General features: G+C 68.8%; 21 protein-coding genes. 17 read left to right on the top strand and 4 right to left on the bottom strand.

Going from position 1 to position 16,955, the window contains the following annotated elements; all coding sequences use genetic code 11:
* Position 1 precedes the first annotated feature (1 nt).
* Genes gspI through DIE15_RS26580 form a run of 6 tightly spaced genes read left to right on the top strand, consistent with a single transcriptional unit; the run spans position 2 to position 4,918 of the window.
* Positions 2 to 403 (top strand): type II secretion system minor pseudopilin GspI, encoded by a 402-nt coding sequence (gene gspI / locus DIE15_RS26605; protein ID WP_409364317.1) that lies wholly within the window; start codon positions 2 to 4, stop codon positions 401 to 403.
* The gene (locus DIE15_RS26600; protein ID WP_057927989.1) at positions 381 to 1,085 is read left to right on the top strand and encodes a type II secretion system protein J; all 705 of its coding nucleotides are present in this window, start codon (positions 381 to 383) and stop codon (positions 1,083 to 1,085) included. The genes gspI and DIE15_RS26600 overlap by 23 nt, the downstream gene beginning before the upstream one ends.
* 2 nt (positions 1,086 to 1,087) lie before the next feature.
* Positions 1,088 to 2,197 carry a type II secretion system minor pseudopilin GspK gene (gene gspK, locus DIE15_RS26595; protein ID WP_124834753.1) on the top strand — a complete coding sequence of 370 codons (1,110 nt, stop codon included), beginning with the start codon at positions 1,088 to 1,090 and terminating at the stop codon, positions 2,195 to 2,197.
* Between the two features lie 24 nt (positions 2,198 to 2,221).
* Positions 2,222 to 3,595 (top strand): type II secretion system protein GspL, encoded by a 1,374-nt coding sequence (gspL, locus tag DIE15_RS26590; RefSeq protein WP_124834752.1) that lies wholly within the window; start codon positions 2,222 to 2,224, stop codon positions 3,593 to 3,595.
* A complete protein-coding gene (gene gspM / locus DIE15_RS26585; protein ID WP_057928031.1) occupies positions 3,592 to 4,098 on the top strand; it encodes a type II secretion system protein GspM in 507 nt (168 codons plus the stop codon). The genes gspL and gspM overlap by 4 nt, the downstream gene beginning before the upstream one ends.
* Before the next feature lie 31 nt (positions 4,099 to 4,129).
* The gene (locus DIE15_RS26580) at positions 4,130 to 4,918 is read left to right on the top strand and encodes a type II secretion system protein N (protein WP_124834773.1); all 789 of its coding nucleotides are present in this window, start codon (positions 4,130 to 4,132) and stop codon (positions 4,916 to 4,918) included.
* Positions 4,919 to 4,945: 27 nt separating this feature from the next.
* On the opposite strand, the gene DIE15_RS26575 is transcribed toward DIE15_RS26580, so the two are convergent.
* Entirely contained in the window at positions 4,946 to 6,508 is a 1,563-nt protein-coding gene (locus DIE15_RS26575; RefSeq protein WP_057927992.1) for an efflux transporter outer membrane subunit, read from the bottom strand.
* Between the two features lie 287 nt (positions 6,509 to 6,795).
* A complete protein-coding gene (locus tag DIE15_RS26570) occupies positions 6,796 to 7,080 on the bottom strand; it encodes a multidrug ABC transporter ATPase (RefSeq protein ID WP_124834751.1) in 285 nt (94 codons plus the stop codon).
* A gap of 176 nt (positions 7,081 to 7,256) precedes the next feature.
* Between DIE15_RS26570 and DIE15_RS26565 the strand changes: the two genes are divergently transcribed.
* Positions 7,257 to 7,745, top strand: a complete 489-nt coding sequence (locus DIE15_RS26565; protein WP_057927994.1) for a MarR family winged helix-turn-helix transcriptional regulator — start codon at positions 7,257 to 7,259, stop codon at positions 7,743 to 7,745.
* 175 nt (positions 7,746 to 7,920) lie between these two features.
* The gene (locus DIE15_RS26560) at positions 7,921 to 9,483 is read left to right on the top strand and encodes a DHA2 family efflux MFS transporter permease subunit (RefSeq protein WP_057927995.1); all 1,563 of its coding nucleotides are present in this window, start codon (positions 7,921 to 7,923) and stop codon (positions 9,481 to 9,483) included.
* A gap of 72 nt (positions 9,484 to 9,555) precedes the next feature.
* Here DIE15_RS26560 and DIE15_RS26555 read toward each other — a convergent pair whose 3' ends face one another.
* Complete coding sequence (locus DIE15_RS26555; RefSeq protein WP_057927996.1) at positions 9,556 to 10,482, bottom strand: LysR family transcriptional regulator; 927 nt, start codon at positions 10,480 to 10,482, stop codon at positions 9,556 to 9,558.
* Between the two features lie 140 nt (positions 10,483 to 10,622).
* Here DIE15_RS26555 and DIE15_RS26550 point away from each other — a divergent pair, with 140 nt between their 5' ends.
* The 9 genes from DIE15_RS26550 to fliR all read left to right on the top strand — a co-directional run bounded on the left by DIE15_RS26550 (position 10,623) and on the right by fliR (position 16,502).
* Positions 10,623 to 11,099 carry a CidA/LrgA family protein gene (locus tag DIE15_RS26550; RefSeq protein WP_057928032.1) on the top strand — a complete coding sequence of 159 codons (477 nt, stop codon included), beginning with the start codon at positions 10,623 to 10,625 and terminating at the stop codon, positions 11,097 to 11,099.
* A gap of 13 nt (positions 11,100 to 11,112) precedes the next feature.
* Positions 11,113 to 11,835, top strand: a complete 723-nt coding sequence (locus DIE15_RS26545; protein WP_057927997.1) for an LrgB family protein — start codon at positions 11,113 to 11,115, stop codon at positions 11,833 to 11,835.
* A 184-nt stretch (positions 11,836 to 12,019) separates the two neighbouring features.
* Complete coding sequence (gene fliL, locus DIE15_RS26540) at positions 12,020 to 12,556, top strand: flagellar basal body-associated protein FliL (protein ID WP_124834750.1); 537 nt, start codon at positions 12,020 to 12,022, stop codon at positions 12,554 to 12,556.
* A gap of 22 nt (positions 12,557 to 12,578) precedes the next feature.
* Complete coding sequence (gene fliM / locus DIE15_RS26535) at positions 12,579 to 13,577, top strand: flagellar motor switch protein FliM (RefSeq protein WP_057927999.1); 999 nt, start codon at positions 12,579 to 12,581, stop codon at positions 13,575 to 13,577.
* Positions 13,570 to 14,040 carry a flagellar motor switch protein FliN gene (gene fliN, locus DIE15_RS26530; protein WP_124834749.1) on the top strand — a complete coding sequence of 157 codons (471 nt, stop codon included), beginning with the start codon at positions 13,570 to 13,572 and terminating at the stop codon, positions 14,038 to 14,040. The genes fliM and fliN overlap by 8 nt, the downstream gene beginning before the upstream one ends.
* Entirely contained in the window at positions 14,037 to 14,603 is a 567-nt protein-coding gene (gene fliO, locus DIE15_RS26525) for a flagellar biosynthetic protein FliO (RefSeq protein WP_124834748.1), read from the top strand. The genes fliN and fliO overlap by 4 nt, the downstream gene beginning before the upstream one ends.
* A gap of 36 nt (positions 14,604 to 14,639) precedes the next feature.
* Complete coding sequence (fliP, locus tag DIE15_RS26520; RefSeq protein ID WP_124834747.1) at positions 14,640 to 15,401, top strand: flagellar type III secretion system pore protein FliP; 762 nt, start codon at positions 14,640 to 14,642, stop codon at positions 15,399 to 15,401.
* Between the two features lie 17 nt (positions 15,402 to 15,418).
* Positions 15,419 to 15,691, top strand: coding sequence for a flagellar biosynthesis protein FliQ (fliQ, locus tag DIE15_RS26515; protein WP_006750427.1), 273 nt, complete (start codon positions 15,419 to 15,421; stop codon positions 15,689 to 15,691).
* A 28-nt stretch (positions 15,692 to 15,719) separates the two neighbouring features.
* Positions 15,720 to 16,502 (top strand): flagellar biosynthetic protein FliR, encoded by a 783-nt coding sequence (gene fliR / locus DIE15_RS26510; protein WP_124834746.1) that lies wholly within the window; start codon positions 15,720 to 15,722, stop codon positions 16,500 to 16,502.
* Between the two features lie 270 nt (positions 16,503 to 16,772).
* Here the strand turns inward: fliR and DIE15_RS26505 are convergent, their stop codons facing one another.
* Entirely contained in the window at positions 16,773 to 16,955 is a 183-nt protein-coding gene (locus DIE15_RS26505; protein WP_124834745.1) for a hypothetical protein, read from the bottom strand.

Below are 16,955 nucleotides of genomic sequence, written 5' to 3'. Positions count from 1 at the left end.
GATGCGTCGTCGCCTGCCCTTCCCGGCTTCTTCTTCCCGAGGCTTCACGATGATCGAGGTGCTGGTCGCGCTCGCGATCATCGCGGTCGCGCTCGCCGCGTCGATCCGCGCGGTCGGTACGATGGCGACCAATGCATCCGATCTTCATCGCCGGCTGCTCGCCGGCTGGAGCGCCGACAACGCGCTCGCGCAGCTGCGCCTCACGCATGCGTGGCCGGAGGTCGGCGAACAGAGCTTCGATTGCTCGCAGGGCAACGTGCAGCTGGTCTGCACGCAGCGCGTGAGCACGACGCCGAACCCGGTGTTCCGGCGCGTGCAGGTGTCGGTGAGCATGCCGGGGCGCGCCGGCGTGCTCGCGCAAATGGTGACGGTGGTCGCGAATGAAACCAGCCGTCCGCTCTGACGCGCCGATGCGGCGCCGGCCCGTGCGTTCCGTCGGCTCGCGCCGCGTGCGCGGCTTCACGCTGATCGAACTGATGATCGCGATCGCGATCCTCGCGGTGGTCGCGATCCTGTCGTGGCGCGGGCTCGACCAGATCATGCGCGGTCGCGACAAGGTCGCGTCCGCGATGGAGGACGAGCGCGTATTCGCGCAGATGTTTGACCAGATGCGCATCGACGCGCGGCTCGCCGCGACCGACGACGAAGCCGGCCAGCCGGCGATCGGCGTTGCCGGCAACACGCTGCAGATCGTCCGCGAACTCGACGTGCCGGGCGCCGCGCCGCGGCTGCAGGTGGTCCGCTACCGGATCGCCGGCGGGCGTGTCGTGCGCTATGCGTCGCCGCCGCTCGACGATGCGAACCGCCTGCGCGACGTGCTGAAGGACAGCAGCGTCGACGGCTGGAGCTGGGTCGCGCTGATGGGCGGCGTCGGTGCGATCGACGCGAAGCTGTACGTGCCGCGCGTCGGCTGGACCACCAACCTGCAGGCGGCCAGCGACGCGCTGTCGCAGAACAACGATGCGCTGAAGGTGCCGCAGATCGGCAACGCGCCGCCGACGCGCGCGGTGACCGGGCTGCAGGTCAGCATTGGCGCGACGTCGCTGCGCGTGCCCGTCACGCGCATCTTCCTCGTCGGGGAATGACGATGCGCACGCGCCCTCACCGTTTCCGCTTCGCCGCGCGCGCGCATGCACGCCGCGAGCGCGGCGCGGCGATCATCACCGCGCTGCTCGTCGTCGCGCTGTCGGCGATCCTCGTGTCGGGGATGCTGTGGCGCCAGCAGGTGCAGATTCGCCGCATCGAGAACCAGCGCGTGATCGCGCAGGCGCAGTGGGTCGCGCGCGGCGCGCTCGACTGGACGCGCATGATCCTGCGCTCCGAAGGCGACACGGCGCCCGGCATCACCTATCTCGGCGGGATCTGGGCCGTGCCGATCGCGAAGACCAAGCTGTCGGACTTCCTTGGCCGGATTGGCGCGCCGAACGACAACGGCGGCCAGGATACCTATATCTCCGGATCGATCGAGGACGCGCAGGCGAAGTACAACCTGCGCAACCTCGTGTCGTCGCCGGCGCCCGGCGTGCTGCAGCTCAACGTGATGCAGCTCAAGGCGTTCCAGCGGCTGCTGGCGACGCTCGGCTACGACGGCGTATTCGCGAAGCGGATCGCGCTGCAGATGCGCGCGGGTTTGATGCATTCGGCGACGCGCTTCCAGACGCCGACGCTGCCCGGCGCCGGTACGGCCGCGACCGCGCCGGTGGCGGGCGGCGACATGCAGGCCGGCAACTTCACCGACGAACCCGGGATGTCCGACGGCGACCGCGGGCCCGCGCCGCTCGTGATGACGGGCATCGACAGCCTGCTCGACGTCGATGGCGTGACGCCCGAGATGGTCGCGCGGCTGCGCCCGTTCGTCACCGTGCTGCCAACCACGACGCCGGTGAACATGAACACCGCGCCGGCCGAGGTGATCGCGGCGCTGGTGCCGGGGATGAGCGTGTCGTCCGCGCAGGCGCTCGTGTCGCGCCGCGAGACCGTGTTTTTCCGCAACGTCGGCGACGTGCAGCTCGCGCTGCGCGGCGCCGGCGCGCCGAACGTGACGATCGACTCAAGCCTCGTCGACGTCAATTCCAGCTATTTCATCGTGCATGGCCGGATCCAGCACGATCGGGCGGAGGTCGATCGCACCTCGCTCGTGTATCGTGATCCGACCACGCACTCGACGCGGGTCGTGCGCATCCGCGACCAGCTATAACGACGCCATTCGGGAGAGGAGCTCTTGAGCACGCTGATTGTTTCTTTGCCGCCGCGCGAGCCGGCCGTGCCGTTGCAGGAATGGCAGTGGCCCGAGCTGCCGTTCACGCTCGTGGACAAGGCCGGCCAGGTGCAGCGCGCGGGCCGTGCCGCGCTCTCGCTGCTGCCGCGCGCGAACGCGACGCTGCTGATCGTCGCCGCGCGCGACGTGCTGCTGCTGGCCGCGACCGTGCCGCCGCTCAAGGGACCGAAGCTGCGCCAGGCGCTGCCCAACATTGTCGAGGATCAGCTGATCCAGGATCCGCTCGGCTGCCATATCGCGCTCGATCCGGTCGCGTTGCCCGACGGCCGCCGCGTGCTGGCCGTCGTCGACCGCGCATGGTTCCGCACGATCTGCGACGCGTTCAGCGCGGCCGGCCACCGGCACCTGAGCGCGGTGCCCGCGACGCGCTGCCTGCCCGCGCCGCGCGCGGCGGCGGCGGACGCTGCGTCGCAGACGCTCGCCGACGGTGAGGCCTCGCAAGCCGACGCGGTCCCGAATGCGGCCGAGCCCCTCACTCGCCCGACGGCGGTGGCCGCGGTGCTGGGCCTCGCGACGACGGTCGAACCGGCACTCGTCGAAGCCGGCGCGCAGCCGACCGCGGCCGGTGCGCCGCGTCTCGAACTTGCGATTGCGCGCGGCGCGCTCGGCGAAGGTTTCGCGGCACCCGCGTCGCGCGCCGGCGGCACGCTGGCCGCGCTCGCGGGCGGCGGCGACGTCGAACTGTACGAACTCGGCGAGCCGGGCGCGGAGCCGCGCCTCGCATCGGTCGGGCGCGCCGACGGCCCGCTGCTGCCGGGCGCGCAACCGCTGTCGTTCGACGCGTTCGCGCGGCGTGCGCTCGCCGAGCGCTTCGATCTGTGCCAGTTCGAATTCGAATCGCAGCCGTGGCGCTTCGATCGCGCGACGGTGAAGCGCCTGCGCGTGCCGATCGCGCTGGCCGCGGTCACGCTCGGCGTCGCGGTGATCGGGATGAACCTGCACTGGTGGAAGCTCGCGCGCGAGCGCGATGCACTGTCCGCGCAGATCACCGAGACGCTCCTGTCCGCATTCCCGAAGACGACGACGGTGCTCGATCCGCCCGCGCAGATGCAGCGCCAGCTCGACCAGCTGCGCCTGGCCGCAGGCGAGCTGTCACCGAACGATTTCCTCGCGCTGGCGAGCGGGTTGTCGCGTTCGATGGGCGCGCTGCCGCTGAACGGAATCGCGTCGCTCGATTATCACGACCGGCGGCTCGACGTCGGCTTCAAGCCGGAGGTCAAGGTCGACCCCGATTTCCCGCAGCGTCTCGCGCGTAACGGGCTGGCCGGCGAAGTCGACAGCAGCACCGGCAAATGGACGATCCGGAGCCGCTCATGAAGACGGAACAACTGAACCAGATGCTGGCCCAGTTCTGGGGCGAGCGCACGCCGCGCGAGCGCACGCTGCTCGGCTGGGGCGGCGCCGTGCTGGCCGTCGCGATCGCGTATTCGGTGCTGTGGTCACCCGCGCAGGAAGGCCGCTCGCGCATTCGGCACGCGCTGCCGACGATGCGCCGCGAACTCGCGCAGATGACCGCACAGGCCAACGAGGCGAAATCGCTGACGGCCGCCGCGCAAGGCGTCGCGCCGACCGGCCTCGCGCTGAAGGACGCGCTCACCGCGTCGCTGTCCGATCACGGGCTGCAGGGCGCGCAGGTGCAGGTCGTCGGCAACGGCGTGCAGGTCCAGATGAAGAATGTGCCGTTCCCGGTGTGGACGCAGTGGCTCGACGACGCGCGCCGGCAGTTCAAGGTGCAGGTCGGCGAAGCGCACGTGACCGGGCTGAAGGAAGACGGCCAGGTCGACCTGACGGCCGTGATGCAACCCTCGACACAGAAATGACGCGGTGGATGAAGCCAGCGACGGTCGGCCGATGAGGCCGGGGATCAGGCGGCTCGCCGCCGCAGTGCCGTGGGTCGTGGCAGGCGGGCTCGCGACGGCGCTGACGCTCGTCGCGCTCGCGCCGGCCGCGTGGATCGCGCCGCAGTTCGCGCGCGCGACCGGCGCTCACGTGAACCTCGTCGATCCGGACGGATCGCTGTGGCACGGTTCGGGCACGCTGATGCTCGCGCCGGGCGCGGACCAGAGCGCAGCGACGCTGCTGCCCGGCCGGGTCCAATGGACCACGCGCTTCTGGCCGCTGCTGACCGGACGCGTGCAGGTGCGCATGCGGCAGACCGAGGCGATGCCCGACGCCGTCACGCTCGACGCGACGTGGCGTGGCGCGGTGCTGTCGGCGGGCTCGATGGCCGTGCCCGCATCGCTGCTCGCGGGGCTCGGCACGCCGTTCAACACGCTCGACCTGCAGGGCGACGTGCGGCTCGGCTGGACCGACTGGCGGATGATCGGCAACAACGCGTTCGGCCAGCTGACGGTGACGATCGATTCGATGAGTTCGCGCGTGTCGCGCGTGAAACCGCTCGGGTCGTACCGCGCGGTGCTGCAGGCGAAGGGGGCTGACGCCGATCTCGACCTGTCGACGACGCAGGGCCCGCTGTTCCTCGACGGGCACGGCAGCTTCGGCCCCGGCCAGGGATCGTTTCGTGGCACCGCGCATGCGGCGCCCGAGCAGCAGGCGAATCTCGCGGGGCTGCTGAACCTGCTCGGCCATCCGATCGGCAACAACCAGGTGTCGCTGATCTTCGGCGACGCGACGCGCTAAACGCGCACCGGCCTCTCCTTTTCCCCGTTACTTCTGAGCGAGCGGTGCGGCGGCCGACGGTGCGGTCGCGGCCGGCGCCGCCGCACCGGACGCCGGCACCGGTGCCGGCGCAGCCATGTCGCCCGTTTCGCGCGCCATGTCCGATGCATCCCAGCCGCCGCCGAGCGCCTTCACGAGCCCGACCGACGACACCATCCGCTGCCCGGCGATCGTCGCAAGCTTCTGCTGCGCGGTGAACGCGGTGGTCTGCGCGGTCAGTACGTTCAGGTAGGCGACCGTGCCGGCCTTGTACTGGTTCGTAACGATCGCGAGCGCGTGCTCGGCGCTGTCGACGGCTTGCCGCTGCACGTCGACCTCCTGCGCGAGGATGCGCTGCGACGCGAGGTTGTCCTCGACGTCCTGGAACGCGGTCAGCACCGCGAGGCGATACGCGGCGACGTCCTGATCGTAGGTCGCGCGCGCGGCATCGGTCTGCGCGGCGCGCAGCCCGGCGTCGAACAGCGTCGCCGCCAACTGCGGGCCGACCGTCCAGAACCGCGCGGGCAGCGTGAACAGTTGCGACCACACCGAGCTCTGGAAGCCGCCGGTGGCCGACAGCGTGAGTGTCGGGAAGAACGCGGCGATCGCGACGCCGATCTGCTCGTTCGCGGCCGCCGCGCGGCGCTCGGCCGCTGCGATGTCGGGCCGGCGCTCGAGCAGCGCGGACGGCACGTCGACCGGCGTGATCGGCGGTTGCGCCGCGAGCGGGTTCGGCGGCAGCGAGAACGTTGACGCCGGTTCGCCGATCAGCGTCGCGATCGCATGCTCGTACTGCGCGCGCGCGACGCCGTTGTCGATCGATGCGGCCTGCGCGCTCTGCAGCTGCGTCTGCGCCTGGATCACGTCCGCGCGCGCGGCGACACCCTGCGCATACTGGTTCTGCGTGAGCTTCAGCGATTCGCCGTACGACTTCACGGTGTCGTCGAGCAGCTTCTGCAGCGCATCGGACGTGCGCAGCTGGAAGTAGGTCTGCGCGAGCAGCGCCTGCTGCGACAGCCGCGCGTTCGCGAGATCGGCCGCGGCGGCCGCTTCGCCGGCGCGCTGCGCGCTGACGCTGCGGCTCACCTTGCCCCAAAGGTCGGGCTCCCAGCTCGCATCGAGGCCGACGCTATAGCTGTTGCTGATCGACGAACTGCTGCTGAAACTCGACGCGCTCGACGACGTGGACACGCGCCCCGTGCGTGAGCGCGAGCCCGACGCGGTCAGCCCGACGGTCGGGAAATACGCGGCGCGCGCCTCGGTGACGAGCGCGCGGGCCTGCCGGTACGCGGCGGCCGATTGCGCGATGGTCTGGTTCGACGCGTTGAGCTTGCCGATCAGTGCATCGAGCTGCGGATCGTCGTAGACGCTCCACCACGGACCGCGGTCGGTCCGGTCGGCGGGCTGCGCGACCTTCCAGCCGGCCGGCGCTTCCTTGAAGGCCGCCGGGATCGACGTGTCGGGCCGGTGATAGTCGGGCCCGACGGCGCAGCCGGCGAGCAGCACGGCCGTCGCAACGGCGACGGCGGCGCTCAGCGGGCGAAAGGCGCGCGGGAGGGGGGCGTACGGCATCGTGGTTTTCCTGTCTGGGCGCGATGGCCGGCGAACGGTGTCGCGCGGTGCGGTCGCGCATGCGGTCGTTCTGCCGCTGGCGGACAAATGGTAACTGACGGCGGGGAAGCTGCGCAGCCCTAAGGGTACGGTGCGCGGCGGCACGAATGTGTTACCGGCGCGGTCGGCCGGTTTACCGGCCATTACGGATCGCTTGCGCGCGTGACGGGAAGGGAATGCGGCGCAGACGACGCCGGGCCACGGGGCGTGACCGGGCGTTCAGTCGGGATGGCCGGCGCGGCGCGGCTTCAGTGGCAGCACACGGGCACCGGAACGGGATCGGCGGCGGGCCGCCATGTCGACGGCTCCGTTACCGCCGGCCGGCCCGTGCGGCGAGTGCCGCCCTTCGCGTTGCGCTGCCGGCGATGATCGAACCATGCGAACCCGAGCGCCGCGAGCGATCCGCCCGGTACCACCAGCATCGTCACGTACAGCGCGATCTTCCAGCCGCGGTGCGGCCCGGAGAACACATGATGAGCGGTATCGGTCAGGTTGCGGCGCAGCGCGCCGGCGGCATTTTTCAGGAACAGCATCGCGAACATCCTCTGGGGGCCCGGCAGCGCGGGCTAAGCGGTCAGAACATAGTCTCCGGCAGTGCAACACGCACGTCGTAACTGGTTGACTGAAATAATATTGACCAAGCAATCATTTTTCAAGATACTGGGCGCGTTCTGACCTGAAATGCACTGTTGCTGCGCGCGCAATCGCAATGAACGGCGGCCTCTACGATCCCGATACCATCGCACTGGAAACGAGCCTCGGTTATTACCTGACCAAGGCGCGGCAGGCGCTCGTCGAGCGGATGGATCGCGCGCTCGAGCCGTACGACCTCACCGCGCAGCAAATCGGCGTGATCCTGCTGTTGTCTCGCGGCTATGCGCGCACGCCGTTCGAGCTGTCGCGCAAGATGTCGTACGACAGCGGCTCGATGACGCGGATGCTCGACCGCCTCGAGCGCAAGGGCCTCATCGCGCGCTCGCGCAGCGAACAGGATCGCCGGGTGATCGAGCTGACGCTGACCGAACGCGGCGCCGAGGCGGCCCGCGCACTGCCGTCGCTGATTGCGACCGCGCTGAACGCGCAGCTCGCCGGCTTCTCGGCCGACGAACTCGCGACACTCACCGGCCTGCTGCAGCGATTCATCGCCAACGGGCCCGGCGACGCCGGCTGCCCGAAACCCGACGAACCGGACTGCTGAACGCGGAAGGCCCGATGTCTAGGTTAAGCATTCGCTTATTTCTCTGTCTGGGCAGAAGATGACAAGACACATGCTCCGTCTCTCCCCCTATCCGTTCCACCCGGCCGGGCCGCGCGGTAGCGCGCGCCCGTGCGCCGTATCGGCGCGTCGCGCGCGCCGCGTCTAGGAGATTCCGATGTCCGCCACCACGGCATCCGCCGCACCGCCTGCCGCCGCACCCGCGCCGCTCACCGGCGGCGCGCTCGCGCTCCTCACCGTCGGGCTCGCGCTCGGCACTTTCATGGAAGTGCTCGACACGTCGATCGCGAACGTCGCTGTGCCGACCATCTCGGGCAGCCTCGGCGTCGCGACCAGCGAAGGCACGTGGGTGATCTCGTCGTATTCGGTCGCGTCCGCGATCGCGGTGCCGCTGACCGGCTGGCTCGCGCGGCGGGTTGGTGAGGTGCGCCTGTTCACGCTGTCGGTGCTCGCGTTCACGATCGCGTCGGCGCTATGCGGCCTCGCGTCGAACTTCGAGACGCTGATCGCGTTCCGGTTGCTGCAGGGCCTCGTGTCGGGCCCGATGGTGCCGCTGTCGCAGACGATCCTGATGCGCAGCTACCCACCCGCGAAGCGCGGGCTCGCGCTCGGACTATGGGCGATGACGGTGATCGTCGCGCCGATCTTCGGCCCGTTGCTGGGCGGCTGGATCAGCGACAACTACACGTGGCCGTGGATCTTCTACATCAATCTGCCGATCGGCGTGTTCTCGGCGACCTGCGCGTACTTCCTGCTGCGCGGCCGCGAGACGAAGACGACCAAGCAGCGAATCGACGCGATCGGCCTCGCGCTGCTCGTGATCGGCGTGTCGTGCCTGCAGATGATGCTCGACCTCGGCAAGGATCGCGACTGGTTCAACTCGACCTTCATCGTCGCGCTTGCGCTGATCGCGGTCGCGTCGCTCGCGTTCATGCTCGTGTGGGAGGCGACCGAGAAGGAGCCGGTGGTCGACCTCTCGCTCTTCAAGGACCGCAACTTCGCACTCGGCGCGCTGATCATCTCGTTCGGCTTCATGGCGTTCTTCGGCTCGGTCGTGATCTTCCCGTTGTGGCTGCAGACGGTGATGGGCTACACGGCCGGCAAGGCGGGCCTCGCGACCGCGCCGGTCGGGTTGCTCGCGCTCGTGCTGTCGCCGCTGATCGGGCGCAACATGCACCGGCTCGACCTGAGGATGGTCGCGAGCTTCGCGTTTATCGTGTTCGCGGGCGTGTCGGTCTGGAATTCGACGTTCACGCTCGACGTGCCGTTCAACCACGTGATCCTGCCGCGGCTCGTGCAGGGGATCGGCGTCGCGTGCTTCTTCGTGCCGATGACGACGATCACGCTGTCGAGCATCTCCGACGAGCGGCTTGCGAGCGCGTCGGGGCTGTCGAACTTCCTGCGCACGCTGTCCGGTGCGATCGGCACCGCGGCCAGCTCGACGTTCTGGGAAAACGATGCGATCTACCACCACGCACGGCTGTCGGAATCGGTGAGCGTCTACGCACAGAACACCACCGACTACCAGGGCGCGCTCGCGCAGCTCGGGATCGTCGGGCAGACGGCCAACGCGCAGCTCAACCAGCTCGTCACGCAGCAGGGCTTCATGATGGCGACCAACGACTTCTTCCACCTGTCGGCGGGCGTGTTCATCGCGCTCGCGGCGCTCGTGTGGATCACCAAGCCGAAGAAGGGCGCGGGGCCGGCGATGGGGCACTGACCGCGCGGCGGGCCGCGCTGGCGCGTGCTCCCGCTCGTTTCCCGGGCTGTTGCGCCGCCCGCGTCGCGGGCGTCACTCCCTCGCCCGCAACCCGCCAAAGGCCAGATCGTCGCCCGACGCAATTGGAAGCGTCGCCCGCGCGACATCAAGCCATGCACGCGCCGCGTGCGACAGGTAGCCCTTCTTCAACCAGCCGAGCGCGATTGCCCAGGTGATCTCCGGCTCGACGATCGGCCGGCACGTGAACTGCCGCGCATCGAGCCGCCGGCAGTATGGCTCCGGCAGCAGCGCGATGCCGACGCCCGCGTGCACCAGCGCGGCCATGAAGTCCCAATGACCGCTGCGGCTCACGATCGACGGCGTGAACCCGACCTGCCGGCACGCGTCGAGCACCGCATCGTGCAGCGCGAGGCTTTCCGCATAGAACACGAACGACTCGCGCGCGAGATCGGCGAGCGGCACGGCCGCGTGGTCTTCCCAGCGCGACTCGCGCGGCGCGACGAGCCACAGCGGCGCGCGCACCATCGGCAGCCGGTCGAACGTGCCGGGATCGACCGGCTCCAGCAGCCCGCCGAGCTCCAGCTCGCCCGACATCAGCGCAGCCTCGATCATCCGCGCACCCTGCTCGAACAGCTTCAGCTCGATGTTCGGATAGCGCTGCTTGTACGCGGCGATGATCGGCGTGAACAGTGACCCGCCAAGCGGCGGGATGCCGATCGTCAGCTCGCCGCGCCCGAGCGTGCCCAGATCGTTCAGCTCCGACTGCAGCTGCGCCTGCGCGGCGAGCACGTCCTGGCCGCGCTGGAACACGATTCGCCCCGCGTCGGTCAGCACCATCTGCCGGCCGTCGCGCAGCAGCAGCGGCGAGCCGATCTCGTCCTCGAGCGCCTTCACCATCTTGCTGATGGTCGGCTGCGTGACGAACAGCCGGTCGGCCGCCGCCGTGAAGCTCTGCTGACGGACCACCTCGACGAAGTACCGCAGCGCGCGCAATTCCATCGATCACTCCCCATATTGGTGCGGCAGACACAAAGCGAATTCCGAATTGGAATGATAAGGATAGAGACAAGTCATTTTATTTATGGTTAGGGGAAACCCTATACTCACACCATCAACGCAATATCTGTATGGAGCACGCCATGAACAAGCCGACCACCCCTGCCGCCGCCCGCCCCGCCGGTTCGGGCAACGTTGTGCGCACGGGCCGGATCGTGCTGCAGTCGGCCGCGCTCGGCGTGCTGTGGATGGCGGTCGACTGGGCCGTGCGCAAGATCGGGCTGCCGGTGCCGTCCGGCGTGATCGGCCTGGCGGTGCTGCTCGTCCTGCTGTTCTCGGGCCGCGTCGCGCCCGCGTGGGTGAAGGACGGCGCGAACTGGCTGCTGTCCGACATGCTGCTGTTCTTCGTGCCGGCCGCCGTCGCGGCGGTCCAGTACGGCGGGCTGTTCCGCGAGGACGGCTGGCGCATCGCGCTGGTCATGCTCGCCGGCACCGCGTTCGTGATGGTCGCGGTGGCCGTCGCGGTCGATCTCGCCGCGAAGCTCGAACGCCGGCTCGCCGCGCAGCGCGTGTTCGCCGAACGCCGCCGCGCGCGCCTCGCCACCGTGTCCGTCCACTGAGCCGGAGCCTGCGATGCCTGCGCTGCTGTCGAACTTGTCCGCCGATCAGGTGAATACCGCGATCTCCGTCGGCTGCTTCGTGCTGACGGTCGCGCTGTATTTCGCGTCGAAGCGGCTGTATGCGTACAAGAAGACGCTGCTGTTTTCGCCGCTCGTGTTCGTGCCGGGCGTGCTGGTGCTGCTCGTCGTGCTGACCGGCATCCCGTATTCGGTCTACTTCCGCGACACGCGCTGGCTGATGTGGCTGCTCGGCCCGGCGACGATCGCGTTCGCGGTGCCGATCTACGACTATCGCGAGCTGATCCGCCGCCACTGGCTGTCGCTGTCGGTCGGCGTCGCGGTCGGTATCTGCGCGGGCGTGTGCGGGTCGCTGCTGCTCGCGAAGCTGCTGCACCTGTCGCCCGAGCTGCAGCGCTCGCTGATGACGCGCTCGGTATCGACCCCGTTCGCGCTTGCCGTGTCCGACAAGATCCATGCGCCGAAGGACCTCACCGCCCTCTTCGTGATCGCGACCGGCATCTGCGGGATGCTGCTCGGCGAGATCGTGCTTGCGCTGGTGCCGATGCGCACGCGGCTCGCGCGCGGCGCGCTGTTCGGCGCGGCCGCCCACGGCGTGGGCACCGCGAAGGCGCGCGAGATCGGCAGCGAGGAAGGCGTCGTGTCGAGCCTCACGATGATGATCGCGGGCGTCGCGATGGTGCTGATCGCGCCGCTGCTGTCGCTGTTGCCGATCTGACAATGCGCGTGCGGGCGCTGCCGCCCGCACGCGCCGTCGTTTCCGTCCGGCGGCCCGGAATCCCGCCGGCCGCCCCGCCGTCGCTCCTGCTCTGCGTCGAGCCGACACCCGGCCGACAATCGGCTGAGATAACCGCAATTCCCCCCTCTTTTCCACCCATCGAGCCCGGCCCGGATGCCGAACAATGCATGCTACGAGACATCACGCACGCATTCACATGGCCTCCACGACCGCAAACCCGACCGCCGACAAGCCGGCTTCGCCCGGCAAGTTCAAGCGCATCGCGCTCATCGCCGTCATCGCGCTGGGCGCGGCCGCCGCTGCCGCGGGCGGCATGTACGTGTTCCTGAGCAAGGCAGGCGTCGGCCATGCGAGCGCGCCCGCCGAGCCGGCGCCGCTTGCCGCGCCGGTGTTCTTCCCGCTCGACCCGCTGACCGTGAACCTGCAGTCGGACGACGGCGTGCAGCACTACCTGCGCGTCGGCCTGTCGCTGAAGCTCACCGACCCGAAGGCGCAGGAGCAGCTGACCGCGCGCATGCCGGAGATCCGCAGCCGGATCCTGCTCGCGCTGTCGAACAAGCATCCCGAGGATCTCGCGACGCCGGACGGCAAGCGTTCGCTCGCGAAGGAGCTGCGGGACCTGATCGAGCAGCCGACGCAGCCGGGCAACCAGCGCGCGAAGGTCGACGACGTGCTGTTCACCGAATTCGTCGTCCAGTAACGCGGCCGGAAAAGGAGCGCGCATGGGCCACCAGGAGTTCATGTCCCAGGAGGAGGTCGACGCCCTCCTCAAGGGCGTCACGGGCGAAACCGACACGGTCGACGAGCAGCGCGACACGTCGGGCGTCCGCCCCTACAACATCGCGACGCAGGAGCGGATCGTCCGCGGCCGGATGCCAGGCCTCGAGATCATCAACGACCGCTTCGCGCGCCTGCTGCGGATCGGCATCTTCAACTTCATGCGGCGCACGGCGGAAATCTCCGTGAGCCAGGTGAAGGTGCAGAAGTACAGCGAGTTCACCCGCAACCTGCCGATCCCGACGAACCTGAACCTCGTGCACGTGAAGCCGCTGCGCGGCACGTCGCTGTTCGTGTTCGACCCGAACCTCGTGTTCTTCGTCGTGGACAACCTGTTCGGCGGCGACGGGCGTTTTCACACGCGCGTCGAGGGCCGCGACTTCACGGCCACCGAGCAGCGGATCATCGGCAAGCTGCTGAACCTCGTGTTCGAGCACTACACGACCGCGTGGAAGAGCGTGCGGCCGCTGCAGTTCGAATTCGTGCGCTCGGAGATGCACACGCAGTTCGCGAACGTCGCGACACCGAACGAGATCGTGATCGTCACGCAGTTCTCGATCGAGTTCGGGCCGACGGGCGGCACGCTGCACATCTGCATGCCGTACTCGATGATCGAGCCGATCCGCGACGTGCTGAGCTCGCCGATCCAGGGCGAGGCGCTGGAAGTCGATCGCCGCTGGGTGCGCGTGCTGTCGCAGCAGGTGCAGGCTGCCGAGGTCGAGTTGACCGCGGATCTCGCCGAGATCTCGACGAACTTCGAGAAGCTCCTGAACCTGCGTACGGGCGACGTGCTGCCGCTCGAGATCTCCGACACGATCATCGCGAAGGTCGACGGCGTGCCGGTGATGGAATGCGGCTACGGCATTTTCAATGGTCAATATGCGTTGCGCGTGCAGAAGATGATCAGCGCGGGCGACACGATGAAGGAAGGTGGATATGAGTGAGCTGAACCAGACGCACGATCTCGACCCGCAGGCACTCGCCGACGCGGCACTCGCGGAATCGGCTGCCGCCGCGCAAGCAGATCCGGGCATGGACGACTGGGCCGCCGCGCTCGCCGAGCAGAACCAGCAGCCGGTGCACGCCGGCGCAACCGGCGCCGGCGTGTTCCAGCCGCTGTCGAAGGCCGCGGCCAGTTCGACGCACAACGACATCGAGATGATTCTCGACATCCCGGTCAAGATGACCGTGGAGCTCGGTCGCACGAAGATCGCGATCCGCAACCTGCTGCAGCTCGCGCAGGGTTCGGTCGTCGAGCTCGACGGCCTCGCCGGCGAGCCGATGGACGTGCTCGTGAACGGCTGCCTGATCGCGCAGGGCGAAGTCGTGGTCGTCAACGACAAGTTCGGCATCCGGTTGACCGACATCATCACGCCGGCCGAACGCATCCGGAAGCTGAATCGATGAACGTCGTGAAGTCCGGCCGCCGCGTGCGCCTTCTCCCGATCGCGGCGGCGCTGGCCGTTGCCGCGTCGCTCGCATGCGCGCCGGCCGGCGCCGCCGACATGAACGCGGTGAACAACGCCGGCGCGATCGCGTCGGGCGTGATCGTCGGCTCGGCCGCGCCGTCGCTCGGCGTCGGCGCGGTGCTGCAGACGCTCGTCGGGCTCGCGGTCGTGATCGGTCTCGTGTTCGGCTGCGCATGGCTCGCGCGCCGCTTCGGGTTCCAGCCCGCGCGGCGCGGCGGCCCGCTGAAGGTCGTGTCGAGCGTCGGGCTCGGTGCGAAGGAAAGCGCGACGATCGTCGAGATCGGCGATACCTGGCTCGTGCTCGGCGTCGCGCCGGGCAACGTGCGGCTGCTGCATACGCTGCCGGCCGGCTCGGCGGCGGCGCCGACGTCGGCCTTGCCCGACGTCCCCGCCGGCACGGCGTCCGTCGAACGCGGCCAGCCCGGCACGTTCGGCGCGCGGTTTCGCGACGCGCTCGCGGGCGAAGCCGCGAAGCGCTTTGGGCGCGGCAAGGACCGCTGACATGGCGTCGCGCCCTCTTTCCGTTCCTGCATTCCGATGAAACACGAATTCCTGCGTCGCGCGGCGCGTTTCGCGCCCGTGCTGATCCTCGGCCTCGCCCCCGCGCTCGCGTGCGCGCAGGCGGCCGGCCTGCCCGCGTTCAACGCGAGCCCGGGCCCGAACGGCGGCACCACCTATTCGCTGAGCGTGCAGACGATGCTGCTGCTCACGATGCTGTCGTTCCTGCCGGCAATGCTGCTGATGATGACGAGCTTCACGCGCATCATCATCGTGCTGTCGCTGCTGCGCCAGGCGCTCGGCACCGCGACGACGCCGCCGAACCAGGTGCTGGTCGGCCTCGCGATGTTCCTCACCTTCTTCGTGATGTCGCCGGTGCTCGACCGCGCTTACACCGACGGCTACAAGCCGTTCTCCGACGGCTCGATGCCGATGGAGCAGGCCGTGCAGCGCGGCGTCGCGCCGTTCAAGACCTTCATGCTGAAGCAGACCCGCGAGACCGATCTCGCGCTGTTCGCGAAGATCTCGAAGGCCGCGCCAATGCAGGGCCCGGAAGACGTGCCGCTGTCGCTGCTGGTGCCCGCGTTCGTCACGAGCGAGCTGAAGACCGGCTTCCAGATCGGCTTCACGATCTTCATCCCGTTCCTGATCATCGACATGGTCGTCGCGAGCGTGCTGATGTCGATGGGGATGATGATGGTGTCGCCGTCCACCGTGTCGCTGCCGTTCAAGCTGATGCTGTTCGTGCTGGTCGACGGCTGGCAGCTGCTGATCGGCTCGCTCGCGCAGAGCTTTACGTAAGCGGAGGAAAACGCGCGATGACGCCCGAACAAGTGATGACGCTGGCGCACCAGGCGATGATGGTCGGCCTGCTGCTGGCCGCCCCGCTGCTGCTGGTCGCGCTCGCGGTCGGCCTCGTCGTGAGCCTGTTCCAGGCCGCGACGCAGATCAACGAATCGACGCTGTCGTTCATCCCGAAGCTGCTCGCGGTGGCCGCGACGCTCGTGATCGCCGGCCCGTGGATGCTGACGACGATGCTCGACTACCTGCGGCAGACGCTGCTGCACGTCGCGACGCTCGGCGCCGGCTGACCGGCGCGCCCGGCCCCGCTCCACGGCGATGTTCTCGGTTACCTACGCGCAGCTCAACGGCTGGCTGACCGCCTTCCTGTGGCCGTTCGTGCGGATCCTCGCGCTCGTCGCGACGGCGCCCGTGGTCGGCCACGCGGCGGTGCCGGTGCGCGTGAAGATCGGCGTCGCGGCATTCATGGCGCTGGTCGTCGCGCCGACGCTCGGCGCGATGCCGGGCGTCACCGTGTTCTCCGCACAGGGCATCTGGATCGTCGTCACGCAGTTCCTGATCGGCGTCGCGATGGGCTTCACGATGCAGCTCGTGTTCGCAGCCGTCGAGGCGGCCGGCGACTTCATCGGCCTGTCGATGGGGCTCGGCTTCGCGACCTTCTTCGACCCGCATTCGAGCGGCGCGACGCCGGTGATGGGCCGCTTCCTGAACGCGATCGCGATGCTCGCGTTCCTCGCGGTGGACGGTCACCTGCAGGTGTTCGCGGCGCTGGCCGCGTCGTTCCAGACGCTGCCGGTGTCGGCCGACCTGCTGCACGCGCCCGGCTGGCGCACGCTCGCCGCGTTCGGCGCGACCGTGTTCGAGATGGGGCTGCTGCTCGCGCTGCCGGTGGTCGCGGCGCTGCTGATCGCGAACCTCGCGCTCGGGATCCTGAACCGCGCGGCGCCGCAGATCGGCATCTTCCAGATCGGCTTTCCGGTCACGATGCTGGTCGGGCTGTTGCTCGTGCAACTGATGATCCCGAACCTCGTGCCGTTCGTGTCGCACCTGTTCGACATGGGGCTTGATGCGATGGGGCGGGTGTTGGGGGGATGGAGGTAAAGAGCTGGACCTTGCCACTCGCACCCTGCAGCGTCTGCCGAGCCAATCGTCCAGTCTGACTCAAGATCGCCGGCCGCTGTCTTGACACACGATGTCGGCTTCCACGCCGGCCAGAAACTCATCGTTCACGTCGAACACGATAAGCTCACCATTACCGCCGCACCGATCGCTCCCGCAGTGATGCAAGCCGAGTAGATCACCATCTCCCAAGATCGTCGCCAATCTCGCTAACAACAAGGGCCGCTGTCGCGGCCCTTGTTTCACCGGCATCTAAATTCGGCTTGCGAACCGGTTAAGTATCTCGGCTATTTCCATAGCCTCTGATTCAGAAAGCTCGACAGGATCGTTTTCAACCGTCGCCGCTTTGATATGGATAGACGTGCCCTGCTCAATCCATATTCGGACAGTTCCGTCGTTTGTTTCAAAATAATCTTGCTCAGATTTACCTTGCAT

Source organism: Burkholderia sp. Bp9031 (assembly GCF_003857965.1).
GTDB lineage: Bacteria > Pseudomonadota > Gammaproteobacteria > Burkholderiales > Burkholderiaceae > Burkholderia > Burkholderia ambifaria_A.
This window is presented reverse-complemented; position numbering and strand designations above follow the sequence as displayed.

Coding starts and splice junctions, on each gene's coding strand:
- gspI (WP_409364317.1), top strand. CDS start 2: ATGCGTCGTCGCCTGCCCTTCCCGGCTTCTTCTTCCCGAGGCTTCACG.
- DIE15_RS26600 (WP_057927989.1), top strand. CDS start 381: ATGAAACCAGCCGTCCGCTCTGACGCGCCGATGCGGCGCCGGCCCGTG.
- gspK (WP_124834753.1), top strand. CDS start 1,088: ATGCGCACGCGCCCTCACCGTTTCCGCTTCGCCGCGCGCGCGCATGCA.
- gspM (WP_057928031.1), top strand. CDS start 3,592: ATGAAGACGGAACAACTGAACCAGATGCTGGCCCAGTTCTGGGGCGAG.
- DIE15_RS26580 (WP_124834773.1), top strand. CDS start 4,130: ATGAGGCCGGGGATCAGGCGGCTCGCCGCCGCAGTGCCGTGGGTCGTG.
- DIE15_RS26575 (WP_057927992.1), bottom strand. CDS start 6,508: ATGCCGTACGCCCCCCTCCCGCGCGCCTTTCGCCCGCTGAGCGCCGCC.
- DIE15_RS26570 (WP_124834751.1), bottom strand. CDS start 7,080: ATGCTGTTCCTGAAAAATGCCGCCGGCGCGCTGCGCCGCAACCTGACC.
- DIE15_RS26565 (WP_057927994.1), top strand. CDS start 7,257: ATGAACGGCGGCCTCTACGATCCCGATACCATCGCACTGGAAACGAGC.
- DIE15_RS26560 (WP_057927995.1), top strand. CDS start 7,921: ATGTCCGCCACCACGGCATCCGCCGCACCGCCTGCCGCCGCACCCGCG.
- DIE15_RS26555 (WP_057927996.1), bottom strand. CDS start 10,482: ATGGAATTGCGCGCGCTGCGGTACTTCGTCGAGGTGGTCCGTCAGCAG.
- DIE15_RS26550 (WP_057928032.1), top strand. CDS start 10,623: ATGAACAAGCCGACCACCCCTGCCGCCGCCCGCCCCGCCGGTTCGGGC.
- DIE15_RS26545 (WP_057927997.1), top strand. CDS start 11,113: ATGCCTGCGCTGCTGTCGAACTTGTCCGCCGATCAGGTGAATACCGCG.
- fliL (WP_124834750.1), top strand. CDS start 12,020: ATGCATGCTACGAGACATCACGCACGCATTCACATGGCCTCCACGACC.
- fliM (WP_057927999.1), top strand. CDS start 12,579: ATGGGCCACCAGGAGTTCATGTCCCAGGAGGAGGTCGACGCCCTCCTC.
- fliN (WP_124834749.1), top strand. CDS start 13,570: ATGAGTGAGCTGAACCAGACGCACGATCTCGACCCGCAGGCACTCGCC.
- fliO (WP_124834748.1), top strand. CDS start 14,037: ATGAACGTCGTGAAGTCCGGCCGCCGCGTGCGCCTTCTCCCGATCGCG.
- fliP (WP_124834747.1), top strand. CDS start 14,640: ATGAAACACGAATTCCTGCGTCGCGCGGCGCGTTTCGCGCCCGTGCTG.
- fliQ (WP_006750427.1), top strand. CDS start 15,419: ATGACGCCCGAACAAGTGATGACGCTGGCGCACCAGGCGATGATGGTC.
- fliR (WP_124834746.1), top strand. CDS start 15,720: ATGTTCTCGGTTACCTACGCGCAGCTCAACGGCTGGCTGACCGCCTTC.
- DIE15_RS26505 (WP_124834745.1), bottom strand. CDS start 16,955: ATGCAAGGTAAATCTGAGCAAGATTATTTTGAAACAAACGACGGAACT.